The following is a 16,875-nucleotide window of genomic DNA, read 5'->3' as shown; positions in this document are numbered from 1 at the left end:
TTGATATCGTTTCCGCCGATTCGCGCGCCAACGGGGCAAGGGCGCGAGCGGACGCGACAAAATCGGGCATTCCGATTTTCTTAACGACCATCCCGGCCGAAAACTTGAGCGGATCGCGACGGTATTAATACTTAAGGGTAATCGACCCCAATATGTGCAATGCAATAAAAAAGGCTGCCGCTTTCGCGAACAGCCTTTAAAAACGCTCACCGCGCTGGCGGTGCGTATCGAACGGCGTCTTGCCGAATCAACCGGTATTGCGCAGACCGGCGGCGATGCCGTTGATCGTCAAGTGAATGCCGCGCCGCACACGCGCGTTCGAATCGCCCGTCCGGTGCCGCTTGAGCAATTCGACTTGCAAGTGATTGAGCGGATCGAGATAGGGGAAGCGGTTCTTGATCGACCGCGCGAGCAGCGGGTTGTCGGCAAGACGCTCTTCTTTCCCGGTGATCTCGGACAGCGCGTGCGACGTGCGCTCCCATTCCGCGACGATCCGTTCGAACACGTGTTTGCGCAGTTTTTTGTCTTCGACGAGTTGCGCGTAGCGCGAGGCGACGGCCAGATCGGTTTTCGAGAGCACCATGTCCATGTTCGAGAGCAGCGTGGAGAACAGCGGCCAACTCTTGTACATCTTGCGCAGCGTCGCGAGCCGCCGGGTGCGCTCGGCCTCGCTCGCGGCGCCTTCCAAATGCGCGCTCACGGCGCTGCCGAAACCGTACCAGCCCGTCAGCAGCAGGCGGCATTGTCCCCACGAGAAGCCCCAGGGAATGGCCCGCAAGTCTTCGATGCGCCGATGCTTGGGGTCTTGCAGCTTGCGCGAGGCCGGACGGCTGCCGATGTTCAGCTCGGCGATTTCCGAAATGGGGGTGGACGAGAAAAAGTAATCCTTGAATCCGGGCGTTTCATAGACGAGCGCGCGGTAGGCGGCCATCGCGGCATTCGAGAGCGATTGCATCGTCTCTTCGAACGCGGCGAGATTGGCGGGCGCGCTGCCCTGCGGCACGAGCGACGCTTCGAGCGTGGCCGCGACGACCGTTTCGAGGTTGCGCCGGCCGATCTCCGCGTTGCTGAACTTGCTGGCGATGACTTCGCCCTGTTCCGTGAGGCGGATTTGACCGTTCACGGTGCCCGGCGGCTGCGACAAGATCGCCTGGTAAGTCGGGCCGCCGCCGCGGCCGACCGTGCCGCCGCGACCGTGGAACAGGCGCAGCGTAATACCGCGCTCGCGAAAGAGGGCAACGAGGGCGAGTTCCGCGCGATACAGCTCCCAGTTCGACGTGAGGAAGCCGCCGTCCTTGTTGCTGTCGGAGTAGCCGAGCATGACTTCCTGTTCGCCGCCTTGGTGCGCGAGCAGCGCATCGACGCCGGGCAGCGCGAAGTACTCGCGCATGATTTCAGGCGCATTGCGCAAGTCGGCGATCGTTTCGAACAGCGGGATCACCATCAGCGCATTCTTCGCGCTGGCTTTGCGGCCGCCGCGCAGCGTGCCTTCCAGCAGGCCCGTTTCCTTTTGCAGCAGCAGGACTTCGACGAGATCGCTGACCGTCTCCGTGTGCGAAATGATGTAGTTGCGCACTGCGCGCGGCCCGAACCGTTCGCGGGTGACGCGTGCCGTCTCGAGCACGGCCAACTCGCTTTGCACGAGCGCCGAATACTCGAGGTAGGGCGAGCGCAAGAGCCGGGGCTGCTCGAGTTCGGCGAGCAGCACGCGCAGCTTGTCCGACTCCGAGAGCTGCGCGTAATCGCTTTGCACGCCCGCGCGGGCAAGCAGCTCCGCGATGACGGCTTCATGCACGTCCGAGCTTTGGCGCAAATCGATGGAGGCGAGATGAAAGCCGAACACTTGCGCCGCGCGCGCGAGCGGCGCGAGGCGCGGCGTGGCGAGCGAGGCGCCGTGATGCGCGGCCAACGAATCGACGAGCACGTTCAGATCGTTCGCGAACGCCTGCGCGTCGGCATAGGGCTGGGCGTCGCGGTATACGCCGCTGCGCGTGTGGGCCGTTCCCTCGCCGAGCAGCGCGCGCGCGGTGGCGGCAAGCCGCGCGTAGACGCCGATCAAGGCACGGCGATAGGGTTCGTCGACGCGATGCGGCGACTGATCGGGCGAGGCCGACGCCAGGGCCTTCAGTGCCTCGCTGGAGCCGGCGAGCAGGTTAGACACCGAGAGCTCGGCGCCGAGCGCATGCACTTCATCGAGGTAGTGTTCGAAGATGACGGTGGCTTGGCGGACGATCGCATGCTCGAGCGTGGCTGCCGTGACGTTCGGATTGCCGTCGCGGTCGCCGCCGATCCAACTGCCCATCTGAAAGAACGGCGGCACGTGAACGTCTTCGCCGACATGCTCGGCGAGCGCCGTCTCGATGTCGTCGTACAGCGCCGGAAGTTCGTGCAGGAACGTGGCGCGGTAGTACGACAGCGCATTCTCGATTTCGTCGGCGACGGTCAGGCGCGAATCGCGCAGCATCCGCGTTTGCCAGAGTGTCGTCACGCGCGCGCGCAGCATCGCTTCGTTATGGGCGAACTCGCGTTCGGTCAACGGTTGATCGCGCTCGGCCAGCAGCCGCGCGATGTCGTGCTGCGCGTCGAGAATACTTTTGCGCTGCACTTCGGTGGGGTGCGCCGTGAGCACGGGCACGATCAGTGCGTCGTCGAAAAAGCGCTTGAGCGCGTCGGCATCGAGGTTGCCCCCGAGCGCGAGGCGGTCGAGCGCGTAGGCGATCGTGCCGGCCTGCGGCGCGGAGCCCGCCAGCGCGTGAATGCGGCGGCGGCGATTGTGATGGCGATCCTCGGCGATATTGGCCAGGTGCGAGAAGAAGCTGAACGCGCGCACGACGCTCACGGTCTGCTCGGGCGTGAGCGCGCGCAGTTGCTTGTCGAGCGCCTGGGCCGCGCTCGTATCGTCCTCGCGCCGGAATTTGACCGCGTTTTGTCGAATCGTTTCGACGACGGTGAAGACCGCGTCGCCTTCCTGCTCGCGCACCACGTCGCCGAGCAGGCGGCCGAGGTAGCGAATGTCCTGAAAGAGCGGCTGGTCTTTGTCCTCGCGGCCGCGGCCGGCCGTTTTGGCGGGGGGGGCGCCGGAGGCGCGCGCCTTGGCGGGTGCGGGAGCGCTGGCGAGCGCGGCGGATTTTTTTGCGGACGCGCGAGGCGATGCATCGTTGCGGCGCGCGCTGCGCGCCGATCCGTAAGAGGTCACGGTGGGTTCCTCTGTCAAGCATGGGTTAAATGGGGGCTGACTGCCGACACCTCCACAAACTGACTACACGACTGCAAACCTGCTGACATGCGCTTTTCGACTTCCGCCGGCGACGCGCTCGTGGCTGCCTCGCCTGGACGCCGCCCGGTGCGCACGTTTCGTGCGCACGAGCGCCGGCAAGCGCGAAAAATGGGGCAAGGCGTGCGTGCTACCATTTCTCGATGTTCGATCCCGTCCTTCGAAGTGTTGACTCATGAATTCCGAGACGCTTTCAGCCGCACCGCCTAGTCACCTCGTCATTGCCTCCCGCGAGAGTCGTCTCGCGATGTGGCAGGCCGAGTTCGTGCGCGATGCGCTGCGGAAATTATATCCATCTTGCGACGTCCGAATTCTGGGCATGACGACGCGCGGCGATCAAATCCTCGATCGGACGCTGTCGAAGGTCGGCGGCAAAGGGCTTTTCGTCAAGGAACTCGAAAACGCGCTGGCCGACGGCAGGGCCGATTTGGCCGTGCATTCCCTGAAGGACGTGCCGATGTCGCTGCCCGAGGGGTTTGCCCTTGCCGCTGTGATGGAGCGCGAAGATCCGCGCGACGCGTTCGTGTCCAACGATCACGAATCGCTGGCCGCGCTGCCGGCCGGCAGTGTCGTGGGCACCTCGAGCCTGCGGCGCGAGGCAATTCTGCGCGCGCGGTACCCGCAGCTCATCGTGCAGCCGCTGCGCGGCAATCTCGATACGCGCCTGGCCAAGCTCGACCGCGGCGATTACGCGGCGATCATCCTGGCCGCGGCCGGATTGAAGCGCCTCGGGCTGGCCGCGCGCATCCGCGCGTTGCTCGACGTGGACGATAGCCTACCGGCCGCCGGGCAAGGTGCGCTCGGCATCGAGATTCACGCACAACGGCCCGAACTCGAAGCCTGGCTGGCGCCGCTCAAGCACGAACCCACGCGCCTGGCCGTGGAAGCCGAACGGGCTGTCTCGCGCGCGCTCGGCGGCAGCTGCGACGTACCGCTCGCCGCGCATGCGACTTGGCAAGGCGGGCAGATGCACCTGGCCGGCCGCGTGTCGATGCCCGACGGCAGCCGTCCCGCGTTCGCGCAAGCGACGGCGATCGTGTCGAACGTGGCCGATGCGTTGGCGCTCGGCGACGAAGTTGCGCGCTCGCTCGTCGCCCAAGGCGCACGCGCGGTGGTGGCCGAACTGGCTGCGGCGCGCGGCGCCGAACCGGCGGCTTGAGCCGCCGGCACGCACCGATGGCGAGCGTCGAACCCGGCGGCCTTCCTCCCGGCGAACGCGCCGAAGCGGCGCGCTTCACGGCGGTCCTGACGCGCCCGGCCGGGCAGTCGAGCGCACTCGCTAGCGCGCTAGCGGGCGAGGGCATCGACGCGTTCGACTTTCCTCTGATCGAAATCGCGGCTGTCGTGGACGACGCGCCGCTGCGTGCCGCATTCGCCTCGCTCGAGCGCTACGCGCTGGTCGTCTTCGTTTCGCCGAATGCGATCGAACGTGCGCTGGGTGCGGTTCCCGGCTTCGTCTGGCCGGCGCAGGTGCCGATCGGCGTCGTCGGGCCCGGCAGCGTCGCCGAACTGGCACGGCACGGCATCGCCGAGCCGGCCTATACCGTCATCGCGCCGCTCGGGGCGCAACCGGGCGAGCCAGCGCCCGCGCGCGATCCTGCCGGCGGGGCCGATGACCGCGTCGATGCCGAGGCAGCCGCGCCGGCCGGCGCGACGGCCGAAACCGGCAACGGCAACGGCGATGGTGACGGCAACGGCACGCGATTCGACTCCGAGGCGCTGTTCGCCGCGCTATCGGCGCGCCTCGGCCTCGCCGCCTTGAGCGGCCGGCCCGTGTTGATCGTGCGCGGGGACGGCGGCCGCGAATGGCTGGCCGATCGCTTGCGCGAGGCGGGCGCGCAGGTCGAGCCCGTTTGCGCATACCGAAGGATCGTGCCGACGCCGGGAGCCGGCGCCTGGGCGCGCGTGCGCGCTTTGCTGAGCGGTGCGCCGCATGCTTGGCTGCTGACGAGTTCCGAAGGGGTGCGCAACTTGGCTACGCTTGCCCGTGCCGCGCTCGCGCCCGCCGAATACGAAGCCCTCTTGCACGTACCGCTCGTCGTCCCGCATCCGCGGATCGCCGAGACGGCGCGGGCGGCGGGTTTTGATACGATTACGGCATCCGGCCCTGGCGATGCGCGCATCCTCGCGGCCTTGCGCGTCTTATCCGTTTCGTCTCGCGCCTCACTCGAACAACCGGTCCGGGCCACCACGGCCCGGACGACTTCCTCGCCCCCTCCGCGCATGACTGATACGAACCAAGAATCGTCTCCCGCCTCATTCCAGCCGGCAGCGACGCCGCCGTTTCCTCCACCGATGGCGCCCGTGTACGACGCGCCCCGGCGGCGCGGCGGCGGGCTCGTCTGGATCGTCGTGATCTTGCTGGCCGTGGCAACGGGCATCGCCGCCTTCGCGTTCAATCGCAAACTCGATCGGCTCGATACGCAGCTCGCCGCACGGCAGCAGGCGCTCGGCGCGCAAACGGCCGAGTTGCGGACGAAGACCGACCAAGCGCTGGCGGCCGCGCACCAGACCGACGTCGAACTGCAGCAGCTGCAAGGCAAGCTGTCCGACGCGCAGACGGCGCAGCAAGCGCTGCAGCAGCAGTACCAGGATCTCGCCGGCAATCGCGACGAATGGACGTTCGCGGAAGTCGAGCAGATGCTCTCGAGCGCGAGCGAGCAACTGCAGCTCACGGGCAATACGCAGCTCGCACTGTTCGCCCTGCAGAGCGCCGATTCGCGTCTCGCGGCATCCAGCAGCCCGCAGGCGCTCGTCGCGCGGCGCGCGATCGCACAGGACATCGACAAGCTCAAGGCGGCCCCGTCGACCGATCTGGCCGGCCTCGCCATCAAACTCGACGACGCCATCGCGCAAGTCGACACGCTGCCTCTGCTCGGGGAAGCGCCGAGCGCGCAAGCGGCGCCGTCCGCCGCCGCGTCGGCCCCCGCGTCGGCCTCCTCCGCAGCGAGTGCCCCAAGTGCCGCCGTCGCCGGCGAAAAGCGCCTGTTGCATTGGTGGCATGTGTTCGCGAACGCGGCCGGCGCCGAGCTGAAAAATCTGGTGCAGGTGCGCCGGCTCGACAATGCGGACGCCATGCTCATCTCGCCGCAGCAGGGCGAGTTCGTTCGCGACAACGTGAAGCTGCGGCTTTTGTCGGCGCGCTTGGGCTTGCTCTCTCGCAATCAAGCGACGCTCACGGCGGATTTGAACGCGGCCGATGCAGCGCTCGCGCGTTACTTCGACGGCGCATCGAAGCGTACGCAGACGGTGCGTTCGCAGCTCAAGGACGTGATGAAGGGGGCGGCCACGGTGGAGGTGCCGAACCTGAACACGAGCCTGCAGGCCGTTCATAACACCAAGAGCCGAGGCTGACGATGGCGCTCAGAGGACTCTTGTGGCTCGCATTGTTGTTCGTGCTCGCGGTCGTGCTGGCCACGGTCGGCCACTTCGACGCGGGGCAGGTGTTGATCGTCTATCCGCCGCACCGCATCGACGTTTCGCTCAATCTCGTCGTGGTGGGCATCGTTGCCGCGTTCATCTTGCTTTACGCGTTGATCCGCATCGGGCGCAACGTGTGGACGATGCCGCAGCGCGTGGCTGCCTATCGCGTGCGGGCGAAGGAGGCGAAGGCGCATGCGGCCTTGCGCGAGGCGATCGGCAATCTCTACGCGGGGCGGTTCTCGCGGGCCGAAAAAGCGGCGCGCGAAGCGTTGTCGCTCGAATCGAACAAGGGCGCGGCGGGCATCGTGGCGGCCGTGGCGGCGCATCGGATGCGCGAGTACGTGCGTCGGGACGAATGGCTCGGCGCGATCGACGCGCCCGATTGGCAGGACGCACGCCTGATGGCCAGTGCCGACATGCGTGCCGACGGCCGCGATCCCGACGGCGCGCTTTCCGCGCTGACGGAAATGCAAGCGCAAGGCACGCGCCGCATCCATGCGCAGCAGATCGCGTTGCGCGCCCAGCAGCAACTGAAGAATTGGGCCGAGGTGCTCAAGCTCGTGAAAACGCTGGAAAAGCGCGAGGCGCTGCATCCGGCCGTCGCCGTGCGTTTGCGCCAGCAAGCCGCGGAGAACTTGCTGCGCGATCGTCGTCACGATCCCGACGCGCTGCTCGCCTTATGGCATTCGCTGGCGTCGGCCGAACGCCAATCGCCGCGCCTGGCCGACTTGGCGGCCGAACTCCTGATCGCGTTGAACCGCCATCAGGAGGCGCGCAAGATCGTCGAGGACGCACTGGCGCACAATTGGGACGCGCGGCTGTTGCGCCGCTACCCGGACACGGCGCAAGCCGATGCGCTGCCGCTCATTCAAAAGGCGGAAGCCTGGCGCAAGGAGCGCCCCGAGGATCCCGACTTGCTGTTCGCACTGGGCCGCCTGTGTCTGCACCAGCAGCTATGGGGCAAAGCGCAGTCGTTCCTCGAATCGGCCTTGCGGCTGGCCGACGACAACGACGCGCTCGTCGTCCGTACGCACCGCTCGCTCGCCCGGCTATTCGAGCAGCTCGGCGACGCCGAGCGCGCGGCCGAGCACTATCGAGCGAGTGCGCTGGCGATGAAGATCGTTTAGTCGACCGAGGGCACGTTTGGCGCGCATTCCCGTCGAACGTGCTTCGGCGTCACGCGATCCTGAAGGCGTAGTCGCGGATGTTGCTCACGTCGAGGGGCTGCCGCGTCACCGGATGCAGCGATCTCGTCTCGAGGTATCGCGCCAGATTTGCCAGATCCATGAATTCGGGCTTTTTATTGACGTCGGCACTAAAGGCGGCGTTCGCCGGATTCGAGGGCACCGGAACCAGGGCGATCACACGCTGGTCAGGATCGCTCGTCGAGAGCGGTCCTCCGAACATGCAGTGCGTCGCCTCATCCGGGCTGTGGGTTGCTGCATCCTTGAACCCCATGCGCTTGGCATCGTCTTTGGAAATCGTGCGCAAGTCGTTAAACGCCGAGCGGATCTGTCCCGCCACTGTGGCGTGCTCGAGCGCACGTTCAAGCGCCACGGCTAGCGGATCGGTCGGGCTGATCTCCGCGTGCGACCGCAGGGTCGGGAAGTGCTGCACCAAAATCATATACGCGCGCCGCGTCATGGCGATTTGACGCCGATGCATCAACGTCGACAAATCGCGGTGCATGCCGCTCAGATCGATTCCCGCGTTGCGAAGTTCATCTACGATGCGGGCGGCCTGTGCTTCGTGCGGGGATTGGCGCGCCGGCTGCGGCGCGAGCGTGCCTCGGGCCGGCGATGACGGCGAACTCTCGGTCGCTCGGCCCGGCGTTTGAGCCGAACCGTGCTCGAGTCGCGCCATGACTTCTTCGGCATGGCTGCGTGACAAGGCCGACGATCTTTGCAGCAATGCGGCCCCCGTGCGCGGGGCCGCGCGTGACGCGCTCGCTTGCTCGCGCTCGTGCGACGGGCTCGCGCTCGGATCGCCCGACGCACGCGTCGACGATCTCGATCCTCGAAACGGGCGCGTGAACATGCCGAGCAGACCGTGACGTTCCCGCCGGCCGGCGGCGCCGCTGCCGCCGGGATCGGGGCTGCGCGGCGGCGTTGCATTGCCGGTTTGCTCGTGCGAAGGGGAATGGGGTGCGTTTCCTCTACCGATTCTGGGCATGGCGCATGGTCCTCTGAAGCGACATCGCGGGTAGCGTGCAGACTAACCGTCGATTCGCGGCAGGTCGTCGATATCGAGCGAAATCCTTGGGACGACGGCGAAGAGGAGACGAACGGGCTTCAGGCGTTACTCGATCCTAAAGGCGTAGTTCCGAATATTCTTCGCGGTGAGCGGCGCGTTGGTGATCGGGTGCCTCGGCTGAGTTTGACCCGCGAGATAGGTGGCCAACTCGTTCAGATCCATGAAAACGGGTTCTTTGTTGTGCTCCGGGTTATAGGCGTGCTTCGGATCCGACGGCTGGTTGACCAAACCGATTACCCGCTGGCTGGGATTGCTGGTGCTGAGCGGTTCTCCGAACGTGCAGTCCGTCGCTTCGCTCTCGCCATGGGTTGCCGCATCCTTGAACCCCAACCGCTCCGCATCGGCCTTCGAAATCGAGCGCAAGCTGCTAAACGCCGCGCGAATCTGGTCGCGGGTTTTGATCATCGCATTGAGCTGATCGATCGTCGCCCGTAGATTCAGGTGGCCGCTTGGGCCGACCGTCTCGGCTGCAACTTGCTGTACCGACGCCCCAGGGTTCAGGTTATGCAATCGCCAAGCGAATTGCGCGTTGCTTTCCCTGTCTGCCCGCTGGGGGATGATGAGCCCGCCGCGCGCGGCGTTCGCGTCGGGCCCGCTTGGGCGGCTCGTTCCGATCGGCAGGGGGCCCAGCCGAGGTCGCCGCGCGGCTCTCGGCATGCGTTGCGCGCGCGGAGGCGACGGATCGCGTTCTTCCGGTGTCGCGAGATGGATCTCCCGTCTGAGTTGCAGCAAGGGATGAGTGACGGGGACTCGGCCGGTGCCGACATGGGTCTCGATACCGGCCCGCCGCAGGGCACCCTGTATCTCGTCGGGCAGCGCGCGGCCCCGGAGCAGGGTATCGTCGATCGCCGCCGCGATTCGGCCCATTTCGATTCCCGAGCCCGCTAGCCGCCCCATCAGCGAGTCGTTTGCACCGCGCCCGCGGTGGCTCGGCGACGCAGCGGGAGCCGCCGTGCCTTCCGGGCGCGGCGGTGTTCGGCTGTTTCGGACGGGGCTGTTCGTCGGCGCGGGCCGCAGTCCAGCGGGGGCCGGCTGCGCTCGATTCGCTTCCGACGCAGCCAGCCCAAGGCTGTGCACAAGCGCGGCAGCGAGCGGTTCGTTTGCGAAGAACCCCACTTCGCTCATCCTTGGGAAATGCTGTTCCAATACGCGCGTCGTGCGCTCGTCGATGCGCACTGGGTGCCCCTGCATCCCACCGGAAATCGTCCGACGCGTGCGGTCCAGATCGACGCCCGCCTGGCGAAGCTGCTGCACGACGAGGCGGGCCTGCGTTTCAGGCGTCTGCCGAGGCGCAGCCGGCGGCGTGAGCGTACCCCGCGCGGGCGCCCTCGACGGCGAGCCCTGTGGGATCGGGCCGGGTGTCTCAGCCGCTGCCGGCTCGATGCGCGCCATCACTTCTTCGCCGCGGCCGCGCGCCAGAGCCGGCGAGCGTTGCAGGAGTGCGGCGGCCGTCCGAGGCGCCGCGCGCGTCGTGGGCGCTTGCTCCGCTTGTTGCGCCGGGCTCGCACTCGAGTCGGCCGCCGCGCGCGTCGACGATCCGGATCCTCGGAACGGGCGCGCGAGAAAGCCAAGCAGGCCGTGACGTTCCCGCCTGCCGGCGGCGCTGCCCCCGGCGGCATTGGGGCTGCTGGGGGACGTTGGGTTGCGGACGCTCTCCTGGGGCGGCGGGCTCGCTGAACTCCCTCGGCTGATCCTGGGCATGGCTGACTCATCCTCTAAGACGACATCGCGGGTCTACATAGACTGAGGCGTCTACATTGACGAGACTAATGCGTCTACCGCGCCGGCCGTCCCAATCGAGCGAAATATCCGGGACGGCGGCGAAGCGAAGAGGAGTGCGCCCCCAAGAAGCTACTTATCGACGAGCCGCGCCGGCACGCTGAGCGCGAGCAGGGCGCCGAGCACCATGAAGGCCGCCAGCATGTACATGCCCGAATCGTTCGCACCCGTGACCTGCTTAAGCCAGCCCACGGCGTAGGGGCTCAGAAAGCCAGCCAGATTGCCGATGGAATTGACCATGGCGATGCCGGCCGCGGCACCCGCGCCTGCGAGGAAGGCCGTGGGCAGGCTCCAGAACAGCGGCAGCGAGGTAATGATGCCCGCCGTGGCGATTGTCAGCGCGAGCATCGCGAGGGTCGTGTCGTGCGCCCAGGTAACCGACAGCACAAGCCCGAGTGCGCCGACCAGGCCCGGCACGGCCACGTGCCACCGTCGTTCGCGGCGCTTATCGGCGCTGCGTGCGACGACGATCATGGCGACCACGGCCGCGGCAAACGGAATCGCCGACAGCAAGCCGATCTGAAACGCATCCTTCACGCCTGTCGCCTTGATGATCGTCGGCAACCAGAAGCTCACGCCGTACAAGCCCATGACGAACGACAAATAGATGAAGCTCATGAGCCAGACGCGGCCGCTGGCCAGCACGGTGCCGAGCGGCAAATCCTCTTTGCCCGCCTCCTCCGCGTCGATATTGCGTTCGAGCAGGTGTTTTTCCTCGGTGCTGAGCCAGCTTGCGTTCGCGATGCGGTCGTCGAGCAGAAAGAAGACGAGCACGCCGGCCAGCACCGAAGGCAGCCCTTCGAGCAAGAACAGCCATTGCCACCCTTGCCAGCCGTTCGTGCCGTCGAAGGTTTTGAGGATGTAGCCGGAGACGGGGCCGCCGACGACGCCCGACAACGCCACCGCCGTCATGAACCAAGTCGTCATGCGCCCGCGCCGGTGCGCCGGGTACCAGTAGGTCAGATAGAGGATGATGCCGGGGAAGAAGCCGGCCTCGGCCAGCCCGAGCAAAAAGCGCATCGCATAGAACATCGCGGGCGTCGTGACGAACATGGTAAGCGCCGAGATCACGCCCCACGACACCATGATTCGCGCCACCCAAAGCCGCGCGCCGACGCGATGGAGGATCAAGTTGCTCGGAATCTCGAAGAGGAAGTAACCGAGAAAGAAGATCCCCGCGCCTAGACCGTACACCGCATCGCTCAAGTGCAACGCTTGCGCCATCTGCAGCTTGGCGAAACCGACGTTGACGCGATCGAGATACGCGACGAGGTAGCAGATGAGCAAGAGCGGCAACAACCGCCACGATACCTTGCGGTAAGTGGCGGCCTCGAAGCTCGACGGCGGCGCGCCGGCGCCGGGCATCGCAAGCGGATCGACGGGGTTGGGACTTGCCATGTTCGTTGTCTCCTCTTCGTTGTGGTCTTTCTTAACGGCGGTCTTCGTTGCTGATGTGGGGCAGTAGGGACAGCGGCAGCAGGCGATCGCACCGCCAAACGCCGGTTCGTGGACTCAGACGCACCGCCCGCCGTCCACTTCCAGGCTGACGCCGGTGATGAACGCCGCGTCGTCGGAGGCGAGATAGAGCGCGGCGTTCGCCACGTCTTGCGGCGTCGAAAAGCGGCCAAGCGGAATACCGGCCAGAAACTTCTTGCGGTTTTCCGGGGTGTCTTCGCAGCCCATGAATTCGGAGAGTAGCGCCGTTTCGCCGATCACCGGATTCACGCAGTTCACGCGGATCCGGTCGGGGCCGAGTTCGGCGGCGAGGGCGCGGCTAGCGACGATGACGGCGCCCTTGCTGCCGTTGTACCAAACGAGGCCGGGCCGCGGGCGCACGCCGGCCGTCGAGGCGATATTCACGAATATGCCGCCTCCTTGCTCGCGGAAGTACGGCACGAAGGCTTGCACGCTCCAGTAGATGCTCTTGACGTTGACCGCGTAGACGCGATCGAATTCGGCCTCGGTCACCTCCATCACGGGCTTGTTGCGATGGGTCGTGCCGGCGTTGTTGACGACGACCTGCACACTGCCGAAATCGTCGAGCGCCGCTTGGCGCAGCGCATGCCAATCGTCGATGCGGGTGACGTCGCCGGTCACCGCGATCGCACGTCCGCCCGCGAGTGCGATCTCGCTCGCGACACGCTCGGCGGCCGCGCCGTTCAAATCGTTGACGACGACGTTCGCCCCTTCGCGAGCGAAGGTTTTGGCAATGCCCTCGCCGAAGCCCGAGCCGGCACCGGTTACCACGGCTGTTTTACCTTGCAATCGCATGCTGTCTGCCTCCTGGCCTCGTCGGCCTGTGGGTTCTAGTTCTGGTTCGGTCGGACCTCATTCGGTTCCGATCGGCGCCGATTTATGCGCGTCTTTCGCTCTTGCTGACGTTTTATTGCTTCGATTTGTATATTCGATACGACGTCGGCGAGCCCGGCCGCGTGACCGTACCGCCTAGCCGTGCCGAATCGCAATCGTCTTCAATGCGGTGAAGCCGTACAGCGCCTCGAATCCCTTCTCGCGCCCGTGGCCCGATCGGCCCGTTCCGCCGAACGGCAGCTCGACGCCGCCGCCCGCCCCGTAATTGTTGATGAACACCTGCCCCGCCCGCAGCCGCCGGGCCACGCGCAATTGGCGCGCGCCATCGCGCGTCCAGAGGCCGGCGACGAGCCCGTAGCGGGTGCCATTGGCGATCGCCAAGGCTTGTTCTTCGTCGTCGAAGGGCAGGGCGGCCAGCACAGGCCCGAAGATCTCCTCTTGGGCGATGCGGTGGTTGCACGGTACGTCCGTGAATAGCGTCGGAGCCTGGTAGAAGCCGCCCGAGGGGGCTTCGGCCACGACCTCGCCTTGCGCGGCCAGACGGACGCCTTCGCGCTTAGCATCGGCGACGAACTGCGCCACGCGTCGATGCTGCTTCGCATTGATGAGCGGGCCGCAGTCGAGATCGCGGGCACTGGGGCCGACCCGCAGCGCGCGAAACGCGGCGGCTAGCCGTTCGACCAGCGGTGCATAGGCGGCTCGCTCGATCAGCACACGGCTACCCGCCGAGCAGGTCTGGCCGGCGTTCTGCACGATGGCGGCCATGAGCGTGGGCAGGGCGCAATCGAGATCGGCATCCGCAAAGACGATTTGCGGCGATTTCCCGCCCAGTTCGAGCGTGACGGGGGCGTGGTGTTCGGCAGCCAGTTGAGAAACGAGCGTGCCCACGCCCGGCGAACCGGTGAACGAAAGGTGGTCGACGCCCGGGTGGGCCGCCAGCGCGGCGCCGGCTTCAGTGCCATACCCCGTGACGATGTTGAGCGCGCCCGCGGGCAGGCCGGCATCGAGCGACAGCTCGGCCACGCGCAGCAGTGAGAGACAGGCATCCTCGGACGGCTTGACGACGCACGCATTGCCGGCCGCGAGCGCCGCACCGACGCTGCGTCCGACAATCTGCATCGGGTAGTTCCACGGCACGATATGACCCGTGACGCCGTGCGGCTCGCGCACCGTCAGCACCGTATAGCCGGATTGGTAGGGGAGCGTCGCGCCATGCAATTTGTCGCATGCGCCCGCGTAGAACTCGAAGTAGCGCGCGAGCGCCGCGGCATCGGCGCGTGCTTCGCGCAGCGGCTTGCCCGTATCGCGCGCTTCCAGGCGGGCGAGTTCGTCGGCGCACGCGGCGACTCGCATCGAGAGGCCGTACATGACCCGGCCGCGCTCGGCGGCGCTCATCCGTCCCCAAGCGCCGTCGTACGCCGCGCGGGCGGCCGCGACGGCGGCGCCGATATCGGCGGCATTGCCGCGCGCGATGCGCGCGAACGGTTGGCCGTCCGACGGATCGATCACGTCGATCGATTCCTGCCCGGCCGGGTGGGCCCAGCCGCCGCCGATGAAATGCTTCGCTTCTTCCATCCCAGGCTCCTCGTTCGAGTCGGACCCGTCTGTCGAAACGTCACTGGGCGCCATTATGGCGTGTTCCGTGCGGGAGGTGGCGCACGCCGCTCGGCTATAATGGCGCGCAATGCCTGCCGCCGCCAGCGGTGCGCCCGAGTGGCCCTGCGCGCGTCTCGATCGAGCAGGCGCTAGCTGCCGCATCCGGCGCGAGCCTCACGTTTTCCCGTTTCCATTTCCTGAAGAGAACGCCATGAGCTTCAATCACGTCCCCGCGGGTAAGGATCTTCCGCAAGACTTCAACGTCGTCATCGAAATCCCGGCGCAAAGCGATCCGGTCAAGTACGAGGCGGATAAGGAACTGGGCCTGCTCGTCGTCGATCGTTTCATCGGCACGGGCATGCGCTACCCCGTCAACTACGGCTATATCCCGCAAACGCTGTCGGGCGACGGCGATCCTGTCGACGTGCTCGTCATCACGCCGTTCCCGCTGATCCCGGGCTGCGTCGTGCGCTCGCGCGCCCTCGGCATGCTGCAAATGACGGACGAATCGGGCGTCGACGCGAAGCTCGTGGCCGTGCCGCACGACAAGCTGTGCCCGATGACGGCGCACATGAAGTCGATCGACGATGTGCCCGGCTACCTCAAAGATCAGATCAAGCACTTCTTCGAGCAATACAAGGCGCTCGAGAAGGGTAAATGGGTCAAGGTCGAAGGCTGGGCCGGCATCGATGCCGCGCACAAGGAAATCACCGAAGGCGTCGCGAACTTCAAGAAGTAAGTTCGGGCAGGACCGATTCCAGCGTGCGCGTGCCCGCGGCAAGCGCACGCTTGTCGGCCGGCGCCAGTTGCTTCACCCGATATTCGGCGCGCAATGCGCTCGATCGATCGGCCAGTTCGAATGAAGCCAGCAGCGCGACGGGCTTGCGCGCACGCGTATAGCGGGCGCCCTTGCCCGTCGCATGCTTCGCGTAGCGCGCCTGGACATCGGTGGCAATGCCCGTGTAGACGCTGCCGTCCTCGCATTCGATCAAGTACAGAAACCAAGCCATCGTCGCATCGTTCCGTTGACGTTTAAGGGCCGCACTACGCGCGTTTCTTGAACGGATCGTGCTCGCGCAACTCGTCCACGTGCGCGTGAATCATGTTCGCTTCGTTATCGAGAAAACGCGCTACGGCATCGGCGAACGCGGGATGCGCGAGCCAATGGGCCGAGTGCGTGACCGTGGGCATGAAGCCCCGCGCCATCTTGTGTTCGCCTTGCGCGCCCCCTTCGAACACCGCGAGTTTCTCTTCGATACAGAACTCGAGCGGCTGATAGTAGGCCGTTTCGAAATGCAGGCACGGCACGTGTTCGATCGCGCCCCAGTAGCGGCCGTAGAGCACACCGCCTGTTTTCGCGTCGCGCTGGTAGACGAGCAGCGAGCTGGCGATCGGGCGCCCTTTGTGCTCGGCGATGACGAGCAAGAGGTTCTCGGGCATCGTTTGCCCGATCGTGCGGAAAAAGTCGAGATTCAGATACGGCGACGAAAAGTGCTCGCGGTACGTCTGCCGATAGCAACGGTTGAAGAAACGCCAATCGGCATCGGTCGCATCCTCTCCGCGTACGCGGCGCAGCGTGACGCCGGCCTCGCGCACCTTGCGCCGCTCCGCGCGAATGTTCTTGCGCTTTTTCTGCTCCAGCGTCGAGAGGAAATCGTCGAAATCGCGATAGCCGTCGTTGAGCCAGTGAAACTGGATGCCTTCGCGGCGCATCATCCCAAGGCCGGCGAGCGCATCGGCCTCCGCTTCGGTCGGAAACAGGACGTGCAGCGACGAGACGTCCGATTGCTCCGCCAGCGCGACGAGCGTGGCGGCGAGTTGGCGCCGCGCGGCATCGTCGACCGCGATCAGCCGGGTGCCCTGCACGGGCGTGAACGGCACCGCGCATACGAGCTTGGGATAGTACGCCAGGCCGTTGCGCTGATAGGCGTCGGCCCATGCCCAATCGAATACGTACTCGCCGTACGAGTGGTTTTTCACGTACAGCGGCGCCATGGCGGCCAGCGCGCCGGTGCGCTCGTCGACGAGCGTGACGAAACGCGGGCTCCAGCCGGTCTCTTCGGTCGCGCACTGCGTGCTCGTCAGCGCGCTCAGGAATTCGTGGCGCAAGAACGGCGTCGGCTGAGCTTGGCGCGCGACGAGCGCGTTCCATTCGCGCGCGTCGACTTCGAGCGGCGAGGCGAGGAGCCCCATGCGATAATCGATGCGTTCCTGTTTCAACTGTCTAACCGTGTTCTTCG

14 protein-coding genes are annotated in these 16,875 nt (G+C 66.3%); 6 read left to right on the top strand and 8 right to left on the bottom strand.

Going from position 1 to position 16,875, the window contains the following annotated elements; all coding sequences use genetic code 11:
• Positions 1 to 247 precede the first annotated feature (247 nt).
• Positions 248 to 3,196, bottom strand: a complete 2,949-nt coding sequence (gene ppc / locus ACTHN9_RS28690; RefSeq protein ID WP_440540216.1) for a phosphoenolpyruvate carboxylase — start codon at positions 3,194 to 3,196, stop codon at positions 248 to 250.
• 253 nt (positions 3,197 to 3,449) lie between these two features.
• Here ppc and hemC point away from each other — a divergent pair, with 253 nt between their 5' ends.
• The 3 genes from hemC to ACTHN9_RS28675 are packed head-to-tail and all read left to right on the top strand — an operon-like array spanning position 3,450 to position 7,824.
• A complete protein-coding gene (hemC, locus tag ACTHN9_RS28685; RefSeq protein ID WP_440540215.1) occupies positions 3,450 to 4,433 on the top strand; it encodes a hydroxymethylbilane synthase in 984 nt (327 codons plus the stop codon).
• A 17-nt stretch (positions 4,434 to 4,450) separates the two neighbouring features.
• Positions 4,451 to 6,628, top strand: a complete 2,178-nt coding sequence (gene hemDX / locus ACTHN9_RS28680) for a fused uroporphyrinogen-III synthase HemD/membrane protein HemX (RefSeq protein ID WP_440540214.1) — start codon at positions 4,451 to 4,453, stop codon at positions 6,626 to 6,628.
• A gap of 2 nt (positions 6,629 to 6,630) precedes the next feature.
• A complete protein-coding gene (locus ACTHN9_RS28675) occupies positions 6,631 to 7,824 on the top strand; it encodes a heme biosynthesis protein HemY (RefSeq protein WP_440540213.1) in 1,194 nt (397 codons plus the stop codon).
• Between the two features lie 49 nt (positions 7,825 to 7,873).
• Here the strand turns inward: ACTHN9_RS28675 and ACTHN9_RS28670 are convergent, their stop codons facing one another.
• Positions 7,874 to 8,323, bottom strand: coding sequence for a hypothetical protein (locus ACTHN9_RS28670; RefSeq protein ID WP_440540212.1), 450 nt, complete (start codon positions 8,321 to 8,323; stop codon positions 7,874 to 7,876).
• Positions 8,324 to 8,356: 33 nt separating this feature from the next.
• On the opposite strand from ACTHN9_RS28670, the gene ACTHN9_RS28665 reads away from it, so the two are divergent.
• Complete coding sequence (locus tag ACTHN9_RS28665) at positions 8,357 to 8,500, top strand: hypothetical protein (RefSeq protein ID WP_440540211.1); 144 nt, start codon at positions 8,357 to 8,359, stop codon at positions 8,498 to 8,500.
• 58 nt (positions 8,501 to 8,558) lie between these two features.
• A complete protein-coding gene (locus ACTHN9_RS28660; protein WP_440540210.1) occupies positions 8,559 to 8,750 on the top strand; it encodes a hypothetical protein in 192 nt (63 codons plus the stop codon).
• A 245-nt stretch (positions 8,751 to 8,995) separates the two neighbouring features.
• Here the strand turns inward: ACTHN9_RS28660 and ACTHN9_RS28655 are convergent, their stop codons facing one another.
• The 4 genes from ACTHN9_RS28655 to ACTHN9_RS28640 all read right to left on the bottom strand — a co-directional run bounded on the left by ACTHN9_RS28655 (position 8,996) and on the right by ACTHN9_RS28640 (position 14,614).
• Positions 8,996 to 10,651, bottom strand: coding sequence for a hypothetical protein (locus tag ACTHN9_RS28655; protein WP_440540209.1), 1,656 nt, complete (start codon positions 10,649 to 10,651; stop codon positions 8,996 to 8,998).
• A gap of 150 nt (positions 10,652 to 10,801) precedes the next feature.
• Positions 10,802 to 12,094 carry an MFS transporter gene (locus ACTHN9_RS28650; RefSeq protein ID WP_440540226.1) on the bottom strand — a complete coding sequence of 431 codons (1,293 nt, stop codon included), beginning with the start codon at positions 12,092 to 12,094 and terminating at the stop codon, positions 10,802 to 10,804.
• Between the two features lie 147 nt (positions 12,095 to 12,241).
• Entirely contained in the window at positions 12,242 to 13,000 is a 759-nt protein-coding gene (locus ACTHN9_RS28645; protein ID WP_440540208.1) for an SDR family oxidoreductase, read from the bottom strand.
• Positions 13,001 to 13,174: 174 nt separating this feature from the next.
• Positions 13,175 to 14,614 (bottom strand): aldehyde dehydrogenase family protein, encoded by a 1,440-nt coding sequence (locus ACTHN9_RS28640; RefSeq protein WP_440540207.1) that lies wholly within the window; start codon positions 14,612 to 14,614, stop codon positions 13,175 to 13,177.
• A gap of 232 nt (positions 14,615 to 14,846) precedes the next feature.
• Here ACTHN9_RS28640 and ppa point away from each other — a divergent pair, with 232 nt between their 5' ends.
• The gene (gene ppa, locus ACTHN9_RS28635) at positions 14,847 to 15,374 is read left to right on the top strand and encodes an inorganic diphosphatase (RefSeq protein ID WP_440540206.1); all 528 of its coding nucleotides are present in this window, start codon (positions 14,847 to 14,849) and stop codon (positions 15,372 to 15,374) included.
• Here ppa and ACTHN9_RS28630 read toward each other — a convergent pair.
• The gene (locus ACTHN9_RS28630) at positions 15,364 to 15,645 is read right to left on the bottom strand and encodes a GIY-YIG nuclease family protein (RefSeq protein ID WP_440540205.1); all 282 of its coding nucleotides are present in this window, start codon (positions 15,643 to 15,645) and stop codon (positions 15,364 to 15,366) included. The genes ppa and ACTHN9_RS28630 overlap by 11 nt on opposite strands.
• A 34-nt stretch (positions 15,646 to 15,679) precedes the next feature.
• Entirely contained in the window at positions 15,680 to 16,855 is a 1,176-nt protein-coding gene (locus ACTHN9_RS28625) for a GNAT family N-acetyltransferase (RefSeq protein ID WP_440540204.1), read from the bottom strand.
• Positions 16,856 to 16,875: the final 20 nt, after the last annotated feature.

It is taken from the genome of Trinickia sp. (assembly GCF_051953405.1).
GTDB lineage: Bacteria > Pseudomonadota > Gammaproteobacteria > Burkholderiales > Burkholderiaceae > Trinickia.
Note: the sequence above shows the minus strand (reverse complement) of the source record. Positions and strands in the feature narration are given on the sequence as shown.